General features: G+C 70.9%; 17 protein-coding genes. 10 read left to right on the top strand and 7 right to left on the bottom strand.

Going from position 1 to position 17,469, the window contains the following annotated elements; translation table 11 throughout:
- Positions 1-200: 200 nt before the first annotated feature.
- From rpsM to rplQ, 5 genes are all read left to right on the top strand, one after another.
- On the top strand, positions 201-575 hold the full coding sequence (gene rpsM, locus PROPJV5_RS10875) for a 30S ribosomal protein S13 (protein WP_119716385.1): 375 nt from the start codon (positions 201-203) through the stop codon (positions 573-575).
- A gap of 50 nt (positions 576-625) precedes the next feature.
- Complete coding sequence (gene rpsK / locus PROPJV5_RS10880) at positions 626-1,033, top strand: 30S ribosomal protein S11 (RefSeq protein ID WP_119716386.1); 408 nt, start codon at positions 626-628, stop codon at positions 1,031-1,033.
- Between the two features lie 31 nt (positions 1,034-1,064).
- A complete protein-coding gene (rpsD, locus tag PROPJV5_RS10885; protein ID WP_119716387.1) occupies positions 1,065-1,670 on the top strand; it encodes a 30S ribosomal protein S4 in 606 nt (201 codons plus the stop codon).
- 148 nt (positions 1,671-1,818) lie between these two features.
- A complete protein-coding gene (locus PROPJV5_RS10890; RefSeq protein WP_119716388.1) occupies positions 1,819-2,841 on the top strand; it encodes a DNA-directed RNA polymerase subunit alpha in 1,023 nt (340 codons plus the stop codon).
- A gap of 43 nt (positions 2,842-2,884) precedes the next feature.
- The gene (gene rplQ / locus PROPJV5_RS10895) at positions 2,885-3,439 is read left to right on the top strand and encodes a 50S ribosomal protein L17 (protein WP_119716389.1); all 555 of its coding nucleotides are present in this window, start codon (positions 2,885-2,887) and stop codon (positions 3,437-3,439) included.
- Between the two features lie 201 nt (positions 3,440-3,640).
- Here the strand turns inward: rplQ and PROPJV5_RS10900 are convergent, their stop codons facing one another.
- Complete coding sequence (locus PROPJV5_RS10900) at positions 3,641-4,750, bottom strand: resuscitation-promoting factor (RefSeq protein WP_119716390.1); 1,110 nt, start codon at positions 4,748-4,750, stop codon at positions 3,641-3,643.
- Positions 4,751-5,039: 289 nt separating this feature from the next.
- On the bottom strand, positions 5,040-5,648 hold the full coding sequence (locus PROPJV5_RS10905) for a superoxide dismutase (RefSeq protein WP_119716391.1): 609 nt from the start codon (positions 5,646-5,648) through the stop codon (positions 5,040-5,042).
- Positions 5,649-6,060: 412 nt separating this feature from the next.
- Here PROPJV5_RS10905 and PROPJV5_RS10910 point away from each other — a divergent pair, with 412 nt between their 5' ends.
- The 5 genes from PROPJV5_RS10910 (at position 6,061) to PROPJV5_RS10930 (ending at position 12,217) form a co-directional block, all read left to right on the top strand.
- Complete coding sequence (locus PROPJV5_RS10910) at positions 6,061-6,849, top strand: ABC transporter ATP-binding protein (RefSeq protein WP_420812733.1); 789 nt, start codon at positions 6,061-6,063, stop codon at positions 6,847-6,849.
- The gene (locus PROPJV5_RS10915) at positions 6,819-8,408 is read left to right on the top strand and encodes a hypothetical protein (protein WP_119716393.1); all 1,590 of its coding nucleotides are present in this window, start codon (positions 6,819-6,821) and stop codon (positions 8,406-8,408) included. The genes PROPJV5_RS10910 and PROPJV5_RS10915 overlap by 31 nt, the downstream gene beginning before the upstream one ends.
- A gap of 157 nt (positions 8,409-8,565) precedes the next feature.
- Positions 8,566-9,732: an energy-coupling factor transporter transmembrane component T gene (locus PROPJV5_RS10920; protein ID WP_220474421.1), complete on the top strand. Its 1,167-nt coding sequence runs from the start codon at positions 8,566-8,568 to the stop codon at positions 9,730-9,732.
- Entirely contained in the window at positions 9,729-11,333 is a 1,605-nt protein-coding gene (locus PROPJV5_RS10925) for an ABC transporter ATP-binding protein (protein ID WP_119716395.1), read from the top strand. Before PROPJV5_RS10920 ends, PROPJV5_RS10925 begins: the two co-directional genes overlap by 4 nt.
- Entirely contained in the window at positions 11,330-12,217 is an 888-nt protein-coding gene (locus PROPJV5_RS10930; RefSeq protein ID WP_119716396.1) for an ECF transporter S component, read from the top strand. Before PROPJV5_RS10925 ends, PROPJV5_RS10930 begins: the two co-directional genes overlap by 4 nt.
- Here PROPJV5_RS10930 and PROPJV5_RS10935 read toward each other — a convergent pair.
- From PROPJV5_RS10935 to PROPJV5_RS10955, 5 genes are all read right to left on the bottom strand, one after another.
- Positions 12,181-12,771: a hypothetical protein gene (locus PROPJV5_RS10935; protein WP_119716397.1), complete on the bottom strand. Its 591-nt coding sequence runs from the start codon at positions 12,769-12,771 to the stop codon at positions 12,181-12,183. The two genes, PROPJV5_RS10930 and PROPJV5_RS10935, sit on opposite strands and share 37 nt — an antisense overlap.
- Positions 12,772-12,941: 170 nt before the next feature.
- On the bottom strand, positions 12,942-13,544 hold the full coding sequence (locus tag PROPJV5_RS10940; protein ID WP_119716398.1) for a class I SAM-dependent methyltransferase: 603 nt from the start codon (positions 13,542-13,544) through the stop codon (positions 12,942-12,944).
- A gap of 2 nt (positions 13,545-13,546) precedes the next feature.
- On the bottom strand, positions 13,547-14,413 hold the full coding sequence (gene truA / locus PROPJV5_RS10945; RefSeq protein WP_119716399.1) for a tRNA pseudouridine(38-40) synthase TruA: 867 nt from the start codon (positions 14,411-14,413) through the stop codon (positions 13,547-13,549).
- The gene (gene trmB / locus PROPJV5_RS10950) at positions 14,410-15,210 is read right to left on the bottom strand and encodes a tRNA (guanosine(46)-N7)-methyltransferase TrmB (RefSeq protein ID WP_420812732.1); all 801 of its coding nucleotides are present in this window, start codon (positions 15,208-15,210) and stop codon (positions 14,410-14,412) included. Before trmB ends, truA begins: the two co-directional genes overlap by 4 nt.
- Positions 15,211-15,309: 99 nt before the next feature.
- Positions 15,310-17,418, bottom strand: coding sequence for an elongation factor G-like protein EF-G2 (locus PROPJV5_RS10955; protein ID WP_119716400.1), 2,109 nt, complete (start codon positions 17,416-17,418; stop codon positions 15,310-15,312).
- Between the last annotated feature and the right edge of the window lie 51 nt (positions 17,419-17,469).

Here is a 17,469-nt window from a genome sequence, read left to right on the forward strand (position 1 = left end):
TCACGACAACTGAACAACCGCTGCGGGCCCCGTGCCGCGCAGCGGCTCCCAACGTGAGTGCAGGGCTGGGCCGGACCCAGTCAAACCCCTGGACGAAGGCCAGGGCCCGCCGGGGACCCGATCCCCGGGCCGCGGGAACGCCTCACGCCACAACCTTCGCGGCCGGGTGGAACCGGCCGAGAACTGAAAGGTACCGCCTGATGGCACGCCTCGAAGGTGTCGACCTGCCGCGCGACAAGCGCCTGGAGGTCGCACTCACATACATTTACGGCATCGGGAGGACCCGTGCCGACAAGATCCTGGAAGCAACCGGTGTCAGCCCCGACATCCGCGTGAGGGACCTGACCGACGAGCAGCTCGTCGCCCTCCGCGATTTCATCGACGCCAACTACGAGGTCGAGGGCGATCTTCGCCGCGCCGTGGCAGCCGACATTCGCCGCAAGGTCGAGATCGGCACCTACCAGGGCCGCCGCCACCGCGCCGGCCTGCCGGTCCGCGGCCAGCGCACCCGCACCAACGCCCGCACCCGCAAGGGCCGCAAGAAGGCCGTCGCAGGCAAGAAGAAGGCCCGCTGAGCCCCAGGGCGACGCGGAACAAGGATTGATTCCAGGAGACTGAGAACTTTATGGCTACTGCAGCCCGCAAGGCCGCCGCGAAGACCAAGGTGCGGCGCAAGGAGAAGAAGAATGTGGTCGCCGGTCAGGCCCACATCAAGAGCACGTTCAACAACACGATCATCGCCATCACCGACACCAATGGCGCCGTGATCGCATGGGCCTCGGCCGGCACCGTCGGTTTCAAGGGCTCCCGCAAGTCGACCCCGTTCGCCGCCCAGATGGCAGCCGAGGCTGTTGGTCGTCGTGCCATGGACCATGGCATGAAGCGCGTCGACGTCTTCGTCAAGGGTCCCGGCTCCGGTCGTGAGACCGCCATCCGTTCGCTCGGCGCCATCGGCCTGGAGGTCGGCACGATCTCCGACGTCACCCCGGTGCCGCACAACGGCTGCCGCCCCCCGAAGCGCCGCCGCGTCTGAACCCGACCAAGCAGAAAAGGACTGAACAACAATGGCCCGTTACACCGGCCCCATGACCAAGAAGTCCCGTCGCCTCGGGGTGGACCTGGTCGGCAACGACAAGGCGTTCGAACGCCGCCCGTACGCCCCGGGCGTCCACGGCCGCGGCCGCACGAAGGACTCGGAGTACTCGCTCCAGCTACGTGAGAAGCAGAAGGCGCGTTTCGCCTACGGCGTGCTCGAGAAGCAGTTCCGGCACTACTACGAGGAGGCCTCCCGCCGTCAGGGCAAGACCGGTGACCTGCTGCTGCAGATCCTCGAGTCCCGCCTCGACAACGTCGTGTACCGCGCCGGCTTCGCACAGACCCGCCGCCAGGCCCGTCAGATGGTCAGCCACGGCCACTTCCTCGTCAACGGCAGGAAGGTGAACATCCCCAGCTTCCGGGTGAGCGCCCTCGACATCATCGACGTGCGCCCGAAGAGCCAGCAGATGGTCCCCTTCATCGTGGCCCGTGAGACCTTCGGCGAACGCGACGTGCCCGCCTGGCTCACGGTCAAGCCCAACAAGATGCGCATCCTCGTGCATCAGCTGCCCACGCGCGACCAGATCGTCGTGGACGTCAACGAGCAGGCAATCGTCGAGCTCTACTCGAAGTGATTCGGCGCCCCCGCGCCGGCCGTCGGCGCGGGGCCGTCCTCTTGGCGGGGGCGGGGTCATCCCCGCCCCCGCACCAGGGCCGCGAGGGGAGTCCTCGTGGCCGGCTCATCGCCCCGTCATATAGCGGTCGGGGCGGAAAGGGAAAAGAATGCTCATCGCACAGCGCCCGACCCTCTCCGAAGAGGTCGTCGGCGACTTCCGCTCGCGGTTCATCATCGAGCCCCTCGAACCCGGCTTCGGGTACACGCTCGGCAACTCGCTGCGCCGCACGCTGCTCAGCTCGATCCCCGGCGCATCGATCACGTCCATCAAGATCGAGGGCTGCCAGCACGAGTTCTCCACCCTGCCCGGTGTCGTCGAGGACGTCACGGAGATCATCCTCAACCTCAAGGGACTTGTTCTCTCGAGCGAGGAGGACGAGCCCGTCGCCATGTACCTGCGCAAGTCCGGCGCCGGCGATGTCACGGCCGCCGACATCGCGGCCCCGGCCGGTGTCGAGATCCACAACCCCGAGATGCACATCGCCACGCTGGCCGACAACGGCTCCCTCGAGATGGAGCTCGTCGTCGAGCGGGGACGCGGCTACGTGTCCAGCGCCCTGAACAACGATCCGGACGCGGAGATCGGGCGGATCCCCGTCGACTCGCTCTACTCGCCCGTGCTCAAGGTGAGTTACAAGGTCGAGGCCACGCGTGTCGAGACGCGCACCGACTTCGACCGGCTCATCGTCGACGTGGAGACCAAGCCCAGCATCCACCCGAGGGACGCCGTGGCCTCCGCCGGTAAGACCCTCGTCGAGCTCTTCGGCCTGTTCCGTGAACTCAACGTCGAGGCCGAGGGCGTCGAAATGGGTCCGAGCCCGGTCGACGAGCAGCTCGCCGCCGACCTGGCCCTGCCCGTCGACGATTTGCATCTGTCGGTGCGCTCGTACAACTGCCTCAAGCGCGAGGGCATCCACACCGTGGGTGAACTGGTCAGCCGCTCGGAGCAGGATCTGCTCGACATCCGCAACTTCGGTTCGAAGTCGATCGACGAGGTCAAGGAGAAGCTGGCCGAGCTGGGCCTGTCCCTCAAGGACAGCGCCCCCGGTTTTGATCCGCTGGCGGCGGCCGACCGCTATGAGGACGAAGAAGAAGACGGCGCCGACTACGCCGAGACGGAACAGTACTGATCTGTGCGCCCTCGCGCGCGCCACATGATTTGGAGAGAGAAACATGCCCAAGCCCACGAAGGGTCCCCGCCTCGGCGGCAGCGCATCCCACCAGCGGATCATCCTGGCCAACCTCGCCAGCCAGTTGTTCGAGCACGGCCGGATCACCACCACGGTGACCCGTGCCCGTCGCGTGCAGCCCCTGGCCGAGACGCTCATCACCAAGGCGAAGCGCGGTGACCTGCACAACCGCCGCATCGTCGCCAGGACCATCCGCGACAAGGAGGTGCTGCGCCACCTCTTCGACGACATCGCACCGGCGCTCGAAGGCCGCGACGGCGGTTGCACCCGGATCACGAAGATCGGCAACCGCCGGGGCGACAACGCCCCGATGGCCGTCATCGAGATCATCACCGAACCGGTCAGCCCCAAGAGCCAGGCCAAGCCAGCCCCGACCGCCGCCGAGACTGTCGAGGCGATCGAGGAGGCCGCTGCTGCTGCCGCCGACACCGAGGCCGCTGACGAGGAGCAGGCCGAGGCCGTCGTCGAGGATGAGCAGGCCGAGGCCGCTGAGGACGAGGACGCGGTGGAGCCCGCCGAGGCGGACGAGGAGAAGTGAGTCACTGATCCGACGTCGTGAGTCATGATGCCCGGCCCCGGAAGGGGCCGGGCATCATGCGTTGCGGCTCGGATCGGTGTTCCCCGACACGGGCGGCTCGGTTCCGGACAGGGGAAGACGCGAGGCCCCACCCGATCGGATGCGGGTGGGGCCTCGCGTCTTCGCGTCCGGCCCGGTCCGGGGCCGTGTCGCGTGGGGGTCTCAGGCCGCGCTCGCGCAGCCCCAGGGGGACAGGCCGCGTTCGGCGTAGAGCCGGTTGGCGACGGTGATCTGCTGCTCGCGGGTCGCCAGATCCGCGCGGGGCGCGTAGTCGCCGCCACCGGCCCCGAGCCAGGTCTGGCTGTCGAACTGCAGACCGCCGTAGTAGCCGTTGCCGGTGTTGATCGACCAGTTCCCGGAGGACTCGCAGGCGGCGATCCGGTCCCACATGTCGGCCCTCGACAGGTCGAGGCCCTCGGTGGAGCCGGTGTTGCCGTCGCTGGACTTGGTGCCGACCCTGACCCGCCTGGTCACCGGCTCGGAGGTGACCTTCTCGGACTTGCTGGTGCGGCTCTCCTCGACACCGTCGACGATGACGACCTCGTACTCGACGTCCTTGGAGCCGTCCCGGCCCTCCTGGGTCTCCTTCTCGGTACCGGCGTCGAGGGTGTCGTCCTCGGTCTCCTCGGTCTCGTAGGGGATCTTCTCGGTCTCGGTGACCTTCTTCGTGGTGACCCGCTGCACCTGGATGCGCATGTCCTTCGTCACGGGGGTCGCCGGGTCGGCGCTCACCCGGTCCTTCTCGCCGAGGGTGATCCCATTGCTGGCGAGCAGGTCGGCGACGGTCTCGTCGGTGGAGACCAGCCGGCGTTCCTCGCCGTCGGCCACGAGCGTGACGTTCTTCGGGGTCACCGCGGTGACGGTGATGCCCTCGCGCTCGATCCGGGTGTTCCGGTCGATCGAGATGCGGGCGTCGTCGGCGACGCCGAGCGAGTCGAGCACGTCATCGAGGCTGGTGGAGGTGGTCCACAGGGAATTCTTCGCCCCGTCGATGGTGACGTTGACGGGACGGCCGTAGTTCACCGAGACCTGCTGGCCGTCCGTGATCCTCGTGTCGAGCGAGGGGCTCACGACGTCGTGGGCGTCGTCGAGGGTGATGTCATGGGCGTTGAGCAGGTCGGCGACCGTGCCGCCGAGCTGATGGGTCTCAGTGCTCTGGCCGTCGACGATCAGCTCGACGTCATTGTTGGCCAGCGCGATGCTGAAGCCGCTCGTGAACAGGGTTGCTGCCCCGACACAGGTGGCGACCGGGGCGGTCCATGTCTTCTTCACGCGTTCAGACTCCTGGAGTTGAAAGAACGTTTCTCTTCACATGCTTGTCTTCACATGGGGCGTGGGGAAGACGCACCGATGAATGACCCCAGTCTAAGACAAGGCTGAGAGATGTGGAAGAAGACCCCCATTGAACCCTGAATCGCCAAGGCCGCGGGTGTTTCCTGCCGAGACCGGTGAAAAACCTTGTCACAACGGTAAAAGGGGCTCCCCGTCGCACACGGGGAGCCCCTTCGTCCGGGAAACGGTTGCCTCAAGTTTCCTGAGAAACCATGTCCAACGGTCCGACTCAGGCGTTCTTGGCGGCCAGGAAGCGCGCGGAGACGTCGTCCCAGTTGACGACGTTCCACCAGTTCTTGACGTAGTCGCCCTTGACGTTCTTGTACTGCAGGTAGAAGGCGTGCTCCCACATGTCGAGCTGGAGGATCGGGGTGGCGCCGGCCGGCAGGTTGTTCTGGTGGTCGAAGAACTGCAGGGTCTGGATGCGCCGGCCCAGCGGATCCCAGACCAGCGAGGCCCAGCCGGACCCCTGGATCCCGGTGGCGGCGGCGTTGAACTGGGCCCTCATCGCGTCGAAGGAGCCGAAGAACTCGGTGATGGCCTCGGCGAGCTCGCCCTCGGGGGCCTCGGGGCCGGACCCCTTGGGGGCCATGTTCTGCCAGAAGACGGAGTGATTGACGTGGCCGCCGAGGTTGAAGGCCAGGTCCTTCTCGAGCTTGTTGATGGCACCGAAGTCGCCGCTCTCGCGCGCCTCCGCCAGCTTGTCGAGGGCCGTGTTGGCGCCGTCGACATAGGCCTGGTGGTGCTTGTCGTGGTGGAGCTCCATGATCTCGCCCGAGATGTAGGGCTCCAGCGCGGAGTAGTCGTAGGGCAGTTCCGGAAGCGTGTAAATGGCCATGTCTCCTCATTCCGCCCCCGGCGCCGGCTGCGCCCGGGGCTCGTCGGTGTCATCTTCAACAACATGCGGCCGGTGCCCGTCTATTCCCGCACCGCCCGATCCGGCCGCAGAACCGCGGGTCGGCCGCGGGCGGATCCGTCGAAGGAATGAGACGGAAGGGCTGATTCCATCCCGAGATGGGATGCGCGGCGGCGCGGGATTTCAGGATGATGGGGACATGAGCACGTCATCGATACCGCAGGGCGACCCGGGGCGGACGGTCTCCGGCCCGGACCACTGGGCCGCTCCCGGAGCCGCCCAGCAGCCGTACCCGGCTGCGCCTGGCCCGCAGGTCCCGCCGCAGGCGGCACCCGCCGACTGGCCCCAGGGCGTCCCCGCCGGACCGTCCCAGACCGTTCCCGGCGGGGCGCCGGTGCCCGCCGCGGCGAACCCGCGGGCCGCCCTGTCGATCCGTGGGCTGGTGAAGTTCTTCGGCGGCAGGTGCGCGGTGGCCGGCATCGACCTGGACGTTCCCGCCGGATCCCTGTTCGGCCTGGTCGGCCCCAACGGGGCAGGTAAGACGACCGCCCTGTCGATGGCGACCGGCCTGCTGCGGCCCGACCAGGGGCAGGTGCACGTCGCCGGGCACGACGTCTGGGCCGACCCCGCCGCCGCCAAGGCGCTCATGGGCGTCCTGCCCGACGGGCTGCGCACCTTCGACCGGCTCAGCGGGCGCGAACTGCTCGAGTTCGTCGCCCGCATGCACCGGATCGACCGCACCACCGCACGCCAGCGCGCTGACCAGCTGCTCGCCACGCTCGACCTGGCCGGTGACGCCGACAAGATGGTCTGCGACTACTCGGCGGGCATGGCCAAGAAGATCGGCCTGGCCTGCGCCCTCATCCACAACCCCCGCCTCCTCGTCCTCGACGAGCCCTTCGAGTCCGTCGACCCCGTCTCGGGCGAGACGATCCGGCAGATCCTGCACCGCTACACGGCCGGGGGCGGCACCGTCGTCATGTCGAGTCACGTCATGGAGCTCGTCGAGACGCTGTGCGATGCCGTGGCCGTCATGGCCGCCGGCCGCATCCTCGCCGCCGGCACGATCGATGAGGTCCGCGCCGGGCTGCCGCTCCAGCAGCGCTTCCTGCAGCTCGTCGGCGTCCACCGGGTGGGCGGGGGTGAGCTGTCGTGGTTGGATACCTCGCCCGGCTCCAACTGAAACTCACCTGGCGCGGCGTCACCGCCAGCACCGGGCGCATCGTCGCCTTCGCCATCGTGCTGCTCTACGGCCTCGGCCTGCTCGCCCTGCTCGGCGCCGGAATCGTCGCGCTCGGCCTCGACGAGGCCTCAGCGGTGCGCGGGCCGGTGCTCACCGCGGCCATGGCCGTCATCACCCTCGGCTGGCCCCTGATCGGTGTCGCCGGCGCGGGCGACGCGAGCCTGCTCGAACCCGCCCGCTTCGCCCTCACGCCCCGCACCGGGCGCGAACTGGCCCCCGCACTGTTCGCATCCGCCCTGCTCACCCCGGGCTCGGTCGCCGTCGGCATCGTCGCGCTCCTCGTGGTCGTCGCCTGGCGCGCCGAGCCCCTGTCCGCGGTACTCGCCGCGGCCCAGCTGCTGCTCGGCGTCACCACCTGCGTCCTGCTGGCACGCGTGGTGCTGGCAGCGCTCGGCCCTGTTCTCGGCAGGAGGCGCGTGCGCGAGCGGCTGGGGGTCGTGCTGCTGCTCGGCGTCATCGGCGCCGGCGTCGGCTTCCAGTTCCTCTCCCAAGCCCCAGTCGACGCCCTGTGGGGCACGGAACTGCTGGCCCCGGTGACCGCCGCCGCGCAGATCGCCCGGTGGACGCCCTTCGGGTGGTGCTGGTCACTGGCCTGGGACGCCCAGCAGGGCGCCTGGCCGGTCCTGCTGGTGCACGTCGTCGCCTCGCTCGCGCTCGTCGCGCTGCTCGCCCGGTGCTGGGTGCGCCTCATCGACCGGACCCTGGTCAACCCGGTCACGCGGGACGAGGCCGCACGGGTCAAGGGCTCCCGACTCGACGACCTGCTGCCTGCCGGGGTCGTGGGCGCGCTCATGGGCCGTGAGCTGCGCTACTGGCGCCGCGACCAGCGCCGGTTCATCCAGCTCATCAGCATCGTCCTCGTGCCCCTCATCATGGTCCTCCCGGCCGTGCTCGGCGACCAGCGGCAGGCGATCGCCCTGGCGCCGTTCATGTGCGCGCTGATGACCTCGAACGTCTCGGCCTGGGGGCTGAGCTACGACGGCTCGGCGCTGTGGACCGTGGCGCTGTCGCAGGTGTCCGCCGTCCACGACCGGGCGGCCCGCGTCGCCGTCGTCGCGATCATCAGCGGCCCGGTCCTGCTCTGCAGTCTCGTCGTCGCGCTCGTCCTGGCACCCGGATACGACGTTCCGGGCCTGATCGGCATGACCGTCGGAACATGGCTCGTCGCAATGGGCACCGGAACCTGGGTGGATGCGATGTGGCAGCAGCCCATGCCGCCACCCACCTCGAGCGTCTTCACCCGCAACGCGGGCAGCACGGCCGAGACCTTCCTCGGGTCGGTGCTGACGATGATCCTGCCGGTCCTCGGCGGGGCGCCCTCGGGTCTCCTGTTCATCCTGGCCACGGCCATGGGACGGCCGGCGCTGGGCTGGGCCGGGCTGATCGTCGGCCTGCTCGTCGGCGGACTCGCCTGCTGGGGCGGTGTCGTGCTGGCCGGCCGGCGCCTGGACGGCCACTGGCCGGAGGTCCTCGCCAAGGTCAAGGAGCGTCTCACCTGAGTGGGGCGGGGCCACGGCTCCCGGGGCGTTGTACCCTCGACCTTGCATGCCTGGGGCGCGATCATCCCGCGCTCGGCAGGCGCGGGATGGGGGAGCGGTGCCGAGCAGGACGGGAACCGGGATCGATGCCGGCCCGCCGCAGGGGGGCGTGCGGCTCGTGGGACGAACCGTGCACCCCTGGGCCTGGTGGGCCTGGGCCATCTGCGCTGCGGTGACCGTCAGCCTCACGACCAACCCGTGGCTCATCGGGCTCGTGTGCGCCGCCGTGCTCGTCACCGTGCTGCGCCGCCGCAGCGACGAGCCGTGGGCCCGCTCACTGGGCGTCTACCTGTCGATGGCCGGTTTCGTGCTCGTCATGCGCGTCTTCTTCGCCACCTTCTTCAGCGCCACCTCCTCCGGCACGCTGCTGTGGGACCTGCCCCAGCTGTCGCTGCCCTCGTGGGCGGCGGGACTGCGCATCGGCGGACGGGTCTACCTGGAGCCCGTCCTCATGGCCTGCTTCGACGCGATGCGCCTGGCCGCGATGCTGCTGTGCGTCGGCGCTGCGAACACCCTCGCCAACCCGCGCCGGGCGCTGCGCAGCGTGCCGGCCGCCCTGTACGAGATCTCGGTGGCCGTGGTCATCGCGCTCACCGTCGCCCCGCAGATGATCGAATCGCTGGCCAGGGTGCGCCGCGCCCAGCGGCTTCGCGCCGGGGCGGTCACCGGCGTCGGCGGCCTGGCCCGTCTGGTCATCCCGGTTCTCGAGGACTCGGTCGAACGCGCCATGGGGCTGGCCCGGAGCATGGAGTCGCGCGGTTTCGGCAGGACACGGGCGGGCGGCGGCTCTGCGTGGGGGATCCTGCTCGGGCTGCTCGGCTCGGTCTGCCTGGGGATCGGGGCATTCCTCATGCTGGGCGGCAGCCGGCCGAGCCCGGTGTGGGTCGTGCTCCTCGCTGCCGGGGCGCTGGCCCTCGGCGCGGCCCTGCGCCTGGCCGGCCGTCGCCTCCAGGTCACCCACTACCGGCCCGATGACTGGTCGCGGCCCGAGTGGGTGGTCCTGGCCAGTGGCGTCGTGGCGGTCGCGGCCGCGGTCGCGGCAGGGCGCCTGGCCCCCGGCGCGCTGGACGTGACGATGCCGCCGCTGGCCCTGCCCGCCCTCCACCCGCTCTTCCTGTTCATCGTGGCCTCGCTGGCGGCCCCCGCCGTCCTGACCCCGCCACCGCCCCGCGTCTCGGACTGGCTCGCCTGGACGGCCCGGCGTTCCGAGCCGGAGCAGGAGCAGGCCGGTGGGCGGGCCGATCTCGACGCCGAACGACTCCGACCCCGAGGTGGTACGCCATGATCGACCTGATCGGATTGTCGGTGGGCTACCCGGGCCGTCCGGCCCCGGTCCTCGCGGACGTCAACCTGAGCATCGACGAGGGCGACCTGGTGCTCGTCGCCGGCCGCACCGGAACCGGCAAGTCGACCCTGCTGGGCACCGTCAACGGCCTCGTCCCGCGTTTCACGGGCGGGACGATGAGAGGCGCCGTCACCGTCGCAGGGCGCTCCACCGTCGATCATGCGGCCCGCGACATGGCCGACCTCGTCGGTTTCGTCGGCCAGGACCCGCTCGCCGGATTCGTCACCGACGTCGTCGAGGAGGAGATCGCCTACGGCATGGAACAGCTGGGCATCGCACCCGACGCGATGCGCAAACGTGTCGAGGAGACCCTCGACACGATGGGCATCGCGGACCTGCGCCGCCGCAGCCTGCGCAGCCTCTCGGGCGGCCAGCAGCAGCGCGTCGCCATCGCAGCGGTGCTCGCCGCCCAGCCGCAGGTGCTCGTCCTCGACGAGCCCACGTCGGCGCTCGACCCGACCGCGGCCAGCGACGTCCTGGCCGCCATCGGGGCGCTCGTCTGGGACGCGGGACTGACCGTCGTCCTGGCGGAGCATCGGCTCGAACGCGTCATGAAGCAGGTCGACCAGGTACTGTGGCTGCCCGGCGACGGCCGGGCCGAGTTCGGCCCGCCGGCCGAGGTACTCGCCCACGCGGACGTCGTCCCCCCGCTCGCCCAGCTCTCCCGAGCCATCGGCTGGGCCCAGGTGCCGTTGTCGGTGCGTGACGCCCGGCGACGGGTGGGCCGCGAGCACGTGGAGCCGTCGGTCATCGAACATGAACCGGCGCCGGTGGGGCCGACCACCGTGCGCGCCCGGGGACTGAGTGTCTCCTACGGGCCCGTCGTCGCGCTCGACGGCATCGACATCGATCTCACCGCAGGACAGGTCACCGCCCTCATGGGACGCAACGGGGCCGGCAAGTCGACCCTGCTGTGGGCCCTGCAGGGCGGGCGGCGCAGCACCGGTGAACTCACCGTGGCCGGCGCCGACCCGCGCCGTCTCGGCGCCAGGGCGGCCCGCCGACTCGTCACGCTCGTCCCGCAGACCGCCGCCGACCTGCTCTACCTGCCCACCGTCGCCGCCGAGTGCGCCCAGGCCGACGAGGACGCCGGTGCCGCCCCCGGTGCCACGAGGGCGCTCCTGGAACGACTCGGCATGGACCTGCCGTCACGGACCGACCCGCGCGACCTGTCCGAGGGGCAGCGGCTCGGGCTCGTCCTCGCCATCCAGCTGTCCGCCGGAGCCGGCGTGCTCCTGCTCGACGAACCGACCCGCGGCCTCGACTACGAGGCCAAGCACCAGCTGCGCACCATGCTGCGCGCCCTGGCGGCCGACGGCGCCACGGTGCTCGTCAGCACCCACGACGTCGAGTTCGCCGCCGGCGTCAGTGACCGGACGGTCATGATGGCCGACGCGCAGATCGTCGCCGACGGCCCGAGCCGGGAGGTCTGCGCCGCCTCGCCGAGCTTCGCCCCGCAGCTGGCCCGGGTCTTCGCGCCCCGCCCCGTCCTCACCCTGGACGACATCGACTGGGCCTCGGTGAGGGCGGTGCGGTCATGAGCCGCCGGGCCCGGGGCGGTGCGGTCTCGGTGACCTGGCGTTCGCGGGTCGCGCTCGTCGCGGCGGCGCTCATCGGTCTGGCCGTCTTCTGCTGGCCACTCGTCGCGCCGTCCGGTGACGTCGCCGCCTACTCCGGGCGGGCGCCGTTCGTCTTCGCCCTGGTGCTCCCGGTGATCCTCGCTCTCGTGCTCGTCGAGCTGTCGAGCGGCGCGATCGACGTGAAGGCCCTCGCCATGCTGGGGGTGCTGACCGCGATCGACGCGGTCCTGCGCCCCCTCAGCGCCGGCACCGCTGGAATCGACCTGGTCTTCTTCCTCATCATCCTGGGAGCCCGTGTCTTCGGCGCCGGGTTCGGTTTCATCATGGGCGCCATGGTGATGCTCGTGTCGTCCCTGCTCATCGGCGGCGTCGGGCCGTGGCTGCCGTACCAGGCGCTGTGCTGCGCCTACGTGGGGCTCTTCGCCGGCGTCCTGCCCCGCAGGGTGCGCGGGGCGGCCGAGATCGCCATGCTGTGCGGCTGGGGGATGGTCGGCGCCGTGCTCTACGGCACCCTCATGGATTTCGCGTTCTGGCCCTACTACGCGGGTACGAGCGGGCTGGGCTGGGACGCCGAGGCCGGCCTGGGCCACAACCTGCACACCTTCGCTCTCTTCGAGCTGGCCACCGGCATGGGCTGGAACGTCGGGCGCGCCGTCACCACCGCGGTCGCGATCATCCTGGTCGGTCCGGGCGTCCTGAGGGTGCTGCGCCGGGCGGACCGCAGGGCCTTCTTCGCCGAGGCCGACGAGCCGGCCCCGGGTGGGGAGTCCGCGCTCACGGACGCCGCACCCGGGACCCACCGGGCGGTTCAGGCCGCGGAGGACTGCTCCGCCTCGGGCGACTGATCCTGGTCGTCGGCGGCCGCCGTCTCATCGGCGTCGCCCGCCGCGGGGCCCGACGTGTCGATCTGCGGGGCCGCGTCACCCTCGATGCCCTCAGGCGTGCAGGTGGTGCCGTAGCACCACCCCTCGATCCAGCCGCCCTCCGGCGCGAAGGTGTCGGCCGACTCCTGCGAGTAGAACCAGGTGCCGGCGGGTTCGGCGTGGTAGTAGTTCCAGTAGCTGTCGGAGGTGACCGTGCACTCCGACGGGTAGCCGTCGATCTGGCAGATGAACTGGCTGTTGCCGTCGCGGGCGATCGTCAGGCCGGCCGCCTCAAGGGCCGCGGCGCCGTTCTCGGGGTTGCCGACGCACTGGTTGGCCAGCACCTCGCCCTGGTCGGTCGAGACGACCAGCCAGACCTGGCCGGCCCCGGTGCACTCCTCGACGCTCGAATAGGTGCCGGTCGAGGCGGACGCCGAGGAGTCCTCCCCGGACGACGAGGAGCCGGAACAACCGACGAGCGAGGCGGCGGCGATGAGAGCCGTCGCGGCGGCAGCTGTCTTCGTACCGATGGACATGTGTGGGTCCTTTCCCGGGACGCCCGGCGGCCGTCATCGGCGTCCCGAACAGGTGACGTGACGAATCGGTGGGGCCGACGGACCGTGACGGCGGGGCGGCCGCACCGATCCCGATTGTACGGTTCGCCTCCCGCGTGAGGGCGGGCGCCCCGCTCCGGGGGCGGGCCCGATCAGGCGGTGGCCCGGGTCACGTCGAGCACGCGGAAGCCCTTGGCCGAGCCCACCCGCACGACATGCCAGCCCTGCCGGGCCAGCCAGGCGGCCAGCGAGTCGGCCCCGAGATTCTTGCTGACCACCAGGTGCGCGACCCCGTCCTGGGTCAGCCGGCCGAGCCAGGTGTCCAGCAGCTCGTGCAGGGCCGCCTTGCCGATGCGGATCGGGGGATTCGACCAGATCTCGTCGTAGCGGACCGCGGGTCCGATCTGTTCCGGGGCGCATGCGGTGACACGATCGGCGACGCCGAGGGCCTTCGCGTTCGCGGCCGTCAGGGCGACGGCGCGTTCGTTCACGTCGATGGCGTCGACGTGCGCGTCGGGGCACTCCAGGGCGAGCCCCACCGCGATGGGGCCGAAGCCGCAGCCCAGATCGAGGAAGCGCGCCGGGCGGTTGACGGGCGGGTCGAGTTCGCGCAGCAGCACCGCCGTGCCGAGGTCGAGCCGGCCCGCGCTGAAGACCCCGTCCTCGCTGGCCAGGGTGAGGTCGTGACCCCAGATGCGGGCGCGGACGGTGCGGGGACGCCCGGGGCCGTCCGGCGTGACGAAGTAGTGGCTCATCCTCATCCCTCCGTGGTGCAGCCGCAGTCGTCCCGGGGCAGGGTACGAAGGGCTCGGGCCTGCCCGACGCGAGCCGCCAGCGCCCCGTCGTCGGGGTAGTGGACCTCCTCCAGGCACAGACCACCGGGCGGCATGACGTGGACGTCGCCGCACCGTCTCGTGCTGGCGGCCACCGCGTCGATCCACTCCAGGGGCCTGCGGCCGGTGCCGACGGCGACGAGGGCCCCGGTCAGGGACCGCACCATCGAATGGCAGAAGGCGTCGGCCCGTACCGTCACCTCGACCGTCCTGCTCGGGTCGCCGGCCCTGGTCGCCGCGCAGTCGAGCAGGGTGCGGATCGTCGTGGCCCCCGCGCGGCGCCTGCAGAAGGCGGCGAAGTCGCGCAGCCCCAGCAGGCGGGAGCCGGCCTCGCTCATGAGGTCGGTGTCGAGGACCTGGCCCACGGTGGTGGTGTGGCCGCGCAGCAGGGGGTCGGGGCGGGACCGCTCGTCCCACAGGCGGTACACGTAGCGGCGCCACGAGGCCGCGAACCGGGCGTCGAAGCCGGCCGGCGCCGGGCTCACGCGGTGCACGATGATGTCCGGCGGCAGGACCCTTCCCAGCCGGTGCCCCAGCTCGGCGGGGGAGATGCGGGCGGGTACGTCCACGTGGGCGACCTGGCCGCGGGCGTGGACGCCGGCGTCGGTGCGTCCGGCCACCGTCAGCTCGGCGGGAGCGCCCAGGCGGGCGACGCGTCCGATCCAGTCGGCCAACTCGCCCTCGACGGTGCGCAGGCCGGGCTGGATCGCCCAGCCGTGGAAGTCCGTGCCGTCGTAGCCGATGTCCAGGCGCAGGCGGTGCGTGCCGGTCCGTGTCGGTGCGGACGTCATCGGGGCACCCGGGCCCAGACGAGATCGCGGATCGTGCGGCCGGCCTCCATGCCCCGCCGCTCGAACCGGGTGACCGGCCGGTCGCCGCGCGGAGCCCATCCCCCGGGCAGGTCGGGGTACCGGTTGGCGAACAGGGGGCTGGACCCCAGCACCTCGGTCATCTGCTCGGCGTAGTCGGCCCAGTCGGTTGCCAGACGCCACAGCCCGCCGTCCTCGAGACGATCGGCGACCAGCTCGGCGAAGACCTGGTTGACCAGGCGTCGTTTGCGGTGCCGCTTCTTGGGCCAGGGGTCGGGGAAGAGGGTCCACAGCTCGGCCAGGGCGGCGGTGCCGACCAGTTCGCGCAGCCCCTCGGTGCCGTCGGCGGCGACGAGCCGCACATTGCGCACCCCAGCGCGGTCGAGCTTGCCCATCGTCGAGGCGATGGCCGGCGCGTAGACCTCGAAGGCCAGGACGTTCATGTCGGGTCGGGCGCCGGCCATGGCGACCAGCGAGTCGCCGACCCCCGAACCGATCTCGACGGCGAGCGGGGCCCGGCGCCCGAAGCGCTCGGCCAGATCGATCCGCGTGCCCGGGGCGACCGAGGTCGACATGTCGGCGCGGGGCACGTCGATGAGATAGCGGGGTGCCAGATCGTCCATCGCCCGGTGCTGGGAGAGATTCATGCGCGGACTGCGGCGGACGAAGGAGACGACGCCCCGGCCGGGGTGGTCCGCCACCGCACCGGCGGTGCGGGGCGCCGACGCGCCGACAGCGCCGGGCGAGCGGGGACCGGACGGATCAACATTGGCTGGCACGATCACCCAGCCTACTTGGTGCCACCTGCGGTGCCGCGCCGCCGGACACGGTGCGGGGCCGGCCCCGGGCGGGACCGGCCCCGGCTGGTCGGGCTCGGCTCACTGCCCTTCGAGGAAGGCGGCCGCCTTGTTCGCGGGCATCAGTTCGAAACCGTCCTTGGAACGGGTGAAACTGGCCGCGCCCCGGGCGATGCTGCGCAGGTCGATGGCGTAGTTGAGCAGTTCGAGCGCGGGCACCCGGGCGGTCACCGTGGTGAACCCGTCGTCGCCGGGTTCGGTGCCGTTGACCTGGCCGCGCCGGTTGCTCAGGTCGGTCATCACGGTTCCCAGGTACTCGTTCGGGCAGCGCACCGCGACGGCGTCGACCGGCTCCAGCAGGGCCACCGTGTCGGGGCCGGCGGCCTCCCGCAGCGCCAGGGCGCCGGCCGACTGGAAGGCCATGTCGGAGGAGTCGACCGAATGGGCCTTGCCGTCGTGCAGCGTGACCTTGACGTCGACCATCGGGTGGCCGCTGATCGTGCCCTTGGCGAGCTGGGCGGCGATGCCCTTCTCGACCGAGCCGATGAACTGACGGGGAACGGCGCCGCCCACGACCTCGTCGACGAACACGAAACCGCTGCCCCGCTCGCCGGGTTCGACGCGGATGTCGCAGACCGCGTACTGGCCGTGGCCGCCGGACTGTTTGACGTGGCGGCCGTGACCCTCCGCCTTGGCGACGAAGGTCTCGCGCAGGCCGATACGCACCGGGGGCGTGTTCACCTGAACCCCGTAGCGCTCTCGCAGTCTCGAGAGCACGAGATCGCGATGGGCCTGACCCATCGTCCACAGGATCATCTGGTCGGTGTCGGGGTCGCGTTCGACCCGCACCGTCGGGTCCTCGATGACCAGGCGGTTCAGGGACGAGGCCAGCTTGTCCTCGTCGTTGCGCCCGGCCGCCTCGATGGCCGTCGGCAGCAGCGGCTCGGGCAGCGCCCACGGCTCGATGACGGCCGGGTGCTCGGCCTCGGAGAGGGTGTCCGAGGTGTCCGCCTTGGTCAGCTTGGCGACATAGACGATCTGGCCCGCGACGGCCCGGGACACCGGGGCGGTGCCGGTGCCGTCCGGGACGGTCAGCAGGCCGACCCGCTCGGTGTCGTCGTGGTCCTCGCGGCCGTGCCGGACACCGGTCAGGGCCTCGCGGTGGCCGGCCACGTGGACGACGGTCTCGGGGGCGAGCACCCCGGAGTAGACCCGCACCATCGACAGGTGGCCCGCGTAGGGATCGGCGATCGTGCGGATCGTCTCGGCGAGCAGCGGGCCCTCCGGTGACCCGAGCTGCGGGTCGATGGGATCGTCGTTGAGGTCGGCGATGAGCGGCAGCGTGCGGCGGGTCGGGCGCGGGAAGCCGCGGTGGATGAAGCCCAGCACCTCCTCGGTGCCGATGCCGTCCAGTCGCACGGGGATGACCGGGAAGAAATTGCCGTGGTACATGGCCGACAGCAGCGCCTCGACGACCTGGTCGTTGTTCAGCTCGTCACCGTTGAAGTAGTGCTCGAGCAGGGCGTCGTCCTCGGACTCGGTGATGATCGACTCGACGTAGTCGGTGCGGAAGTTCTCGATGAGGGCGCGCTGCGCCTCGTCCGCGTCGGTCGTGACGCGGCTGCCGCTCGAGTAGTCGTGCACGTGGCCGGTCAGCAGGCTCATGTTGCCGATGACCTGACCGTCGGCGTCCTCCAGCGGAAGATAGGCCGGGTGCGTGCCCGAACCGAAGGCCGTGGTGATGGCGTCGAGGGTGGTGTTGAAGTCTGCCTTGTCGGTGTCGAGCTTGGTGATGACGATCGCTCGCGGCATGCCCGTCGAGGCGCACTCCGCCCACAGCGAGGTGGTGATCGGGTCGAGGCCGTCGGCGGCGCTGATGACGAAGATGGCCCCGTCCGCCGCGCGCAGCCCGGCCCGCAGCTCACCGGCGAAGTCGGGGTGGCCGGGCGCGTCGAGCAGGTTGATGACGACGTCCCCGTCGGCCGTGTCGTGGTGGTTGACGACGCTGGCGAGCGTGAGCGCGCCGCCGCGCTCCGGGTCCTCCTTGTCGGGGCGGTAGTCGGGGATTCGGGCTCTCAAGAGGTTCTGGAACAGCGTGGTCTTGCCGCTGCCGGACGAGCCGACGAGGACCACGTTGCGCAGATCTTCCGGTCCTTGGATCTGTGATGCGACGTTCGTCTTTGAACTCATGTGCACACATTGCCCCGACTCGGCCGCTGTGGCAAGGAGCGTCGGCCGGAT

Origin of the sequence: Propionibacterium ruminifibrarum, assembly GCF_900289195.1 — a bacterium.
GTDB lineage: Bacteria > Actinomycetota > Actinomycetes > Propionibacteriales > Propionibacteriaceae > Propionibacterium > Propionibacterium ruminifibrarum.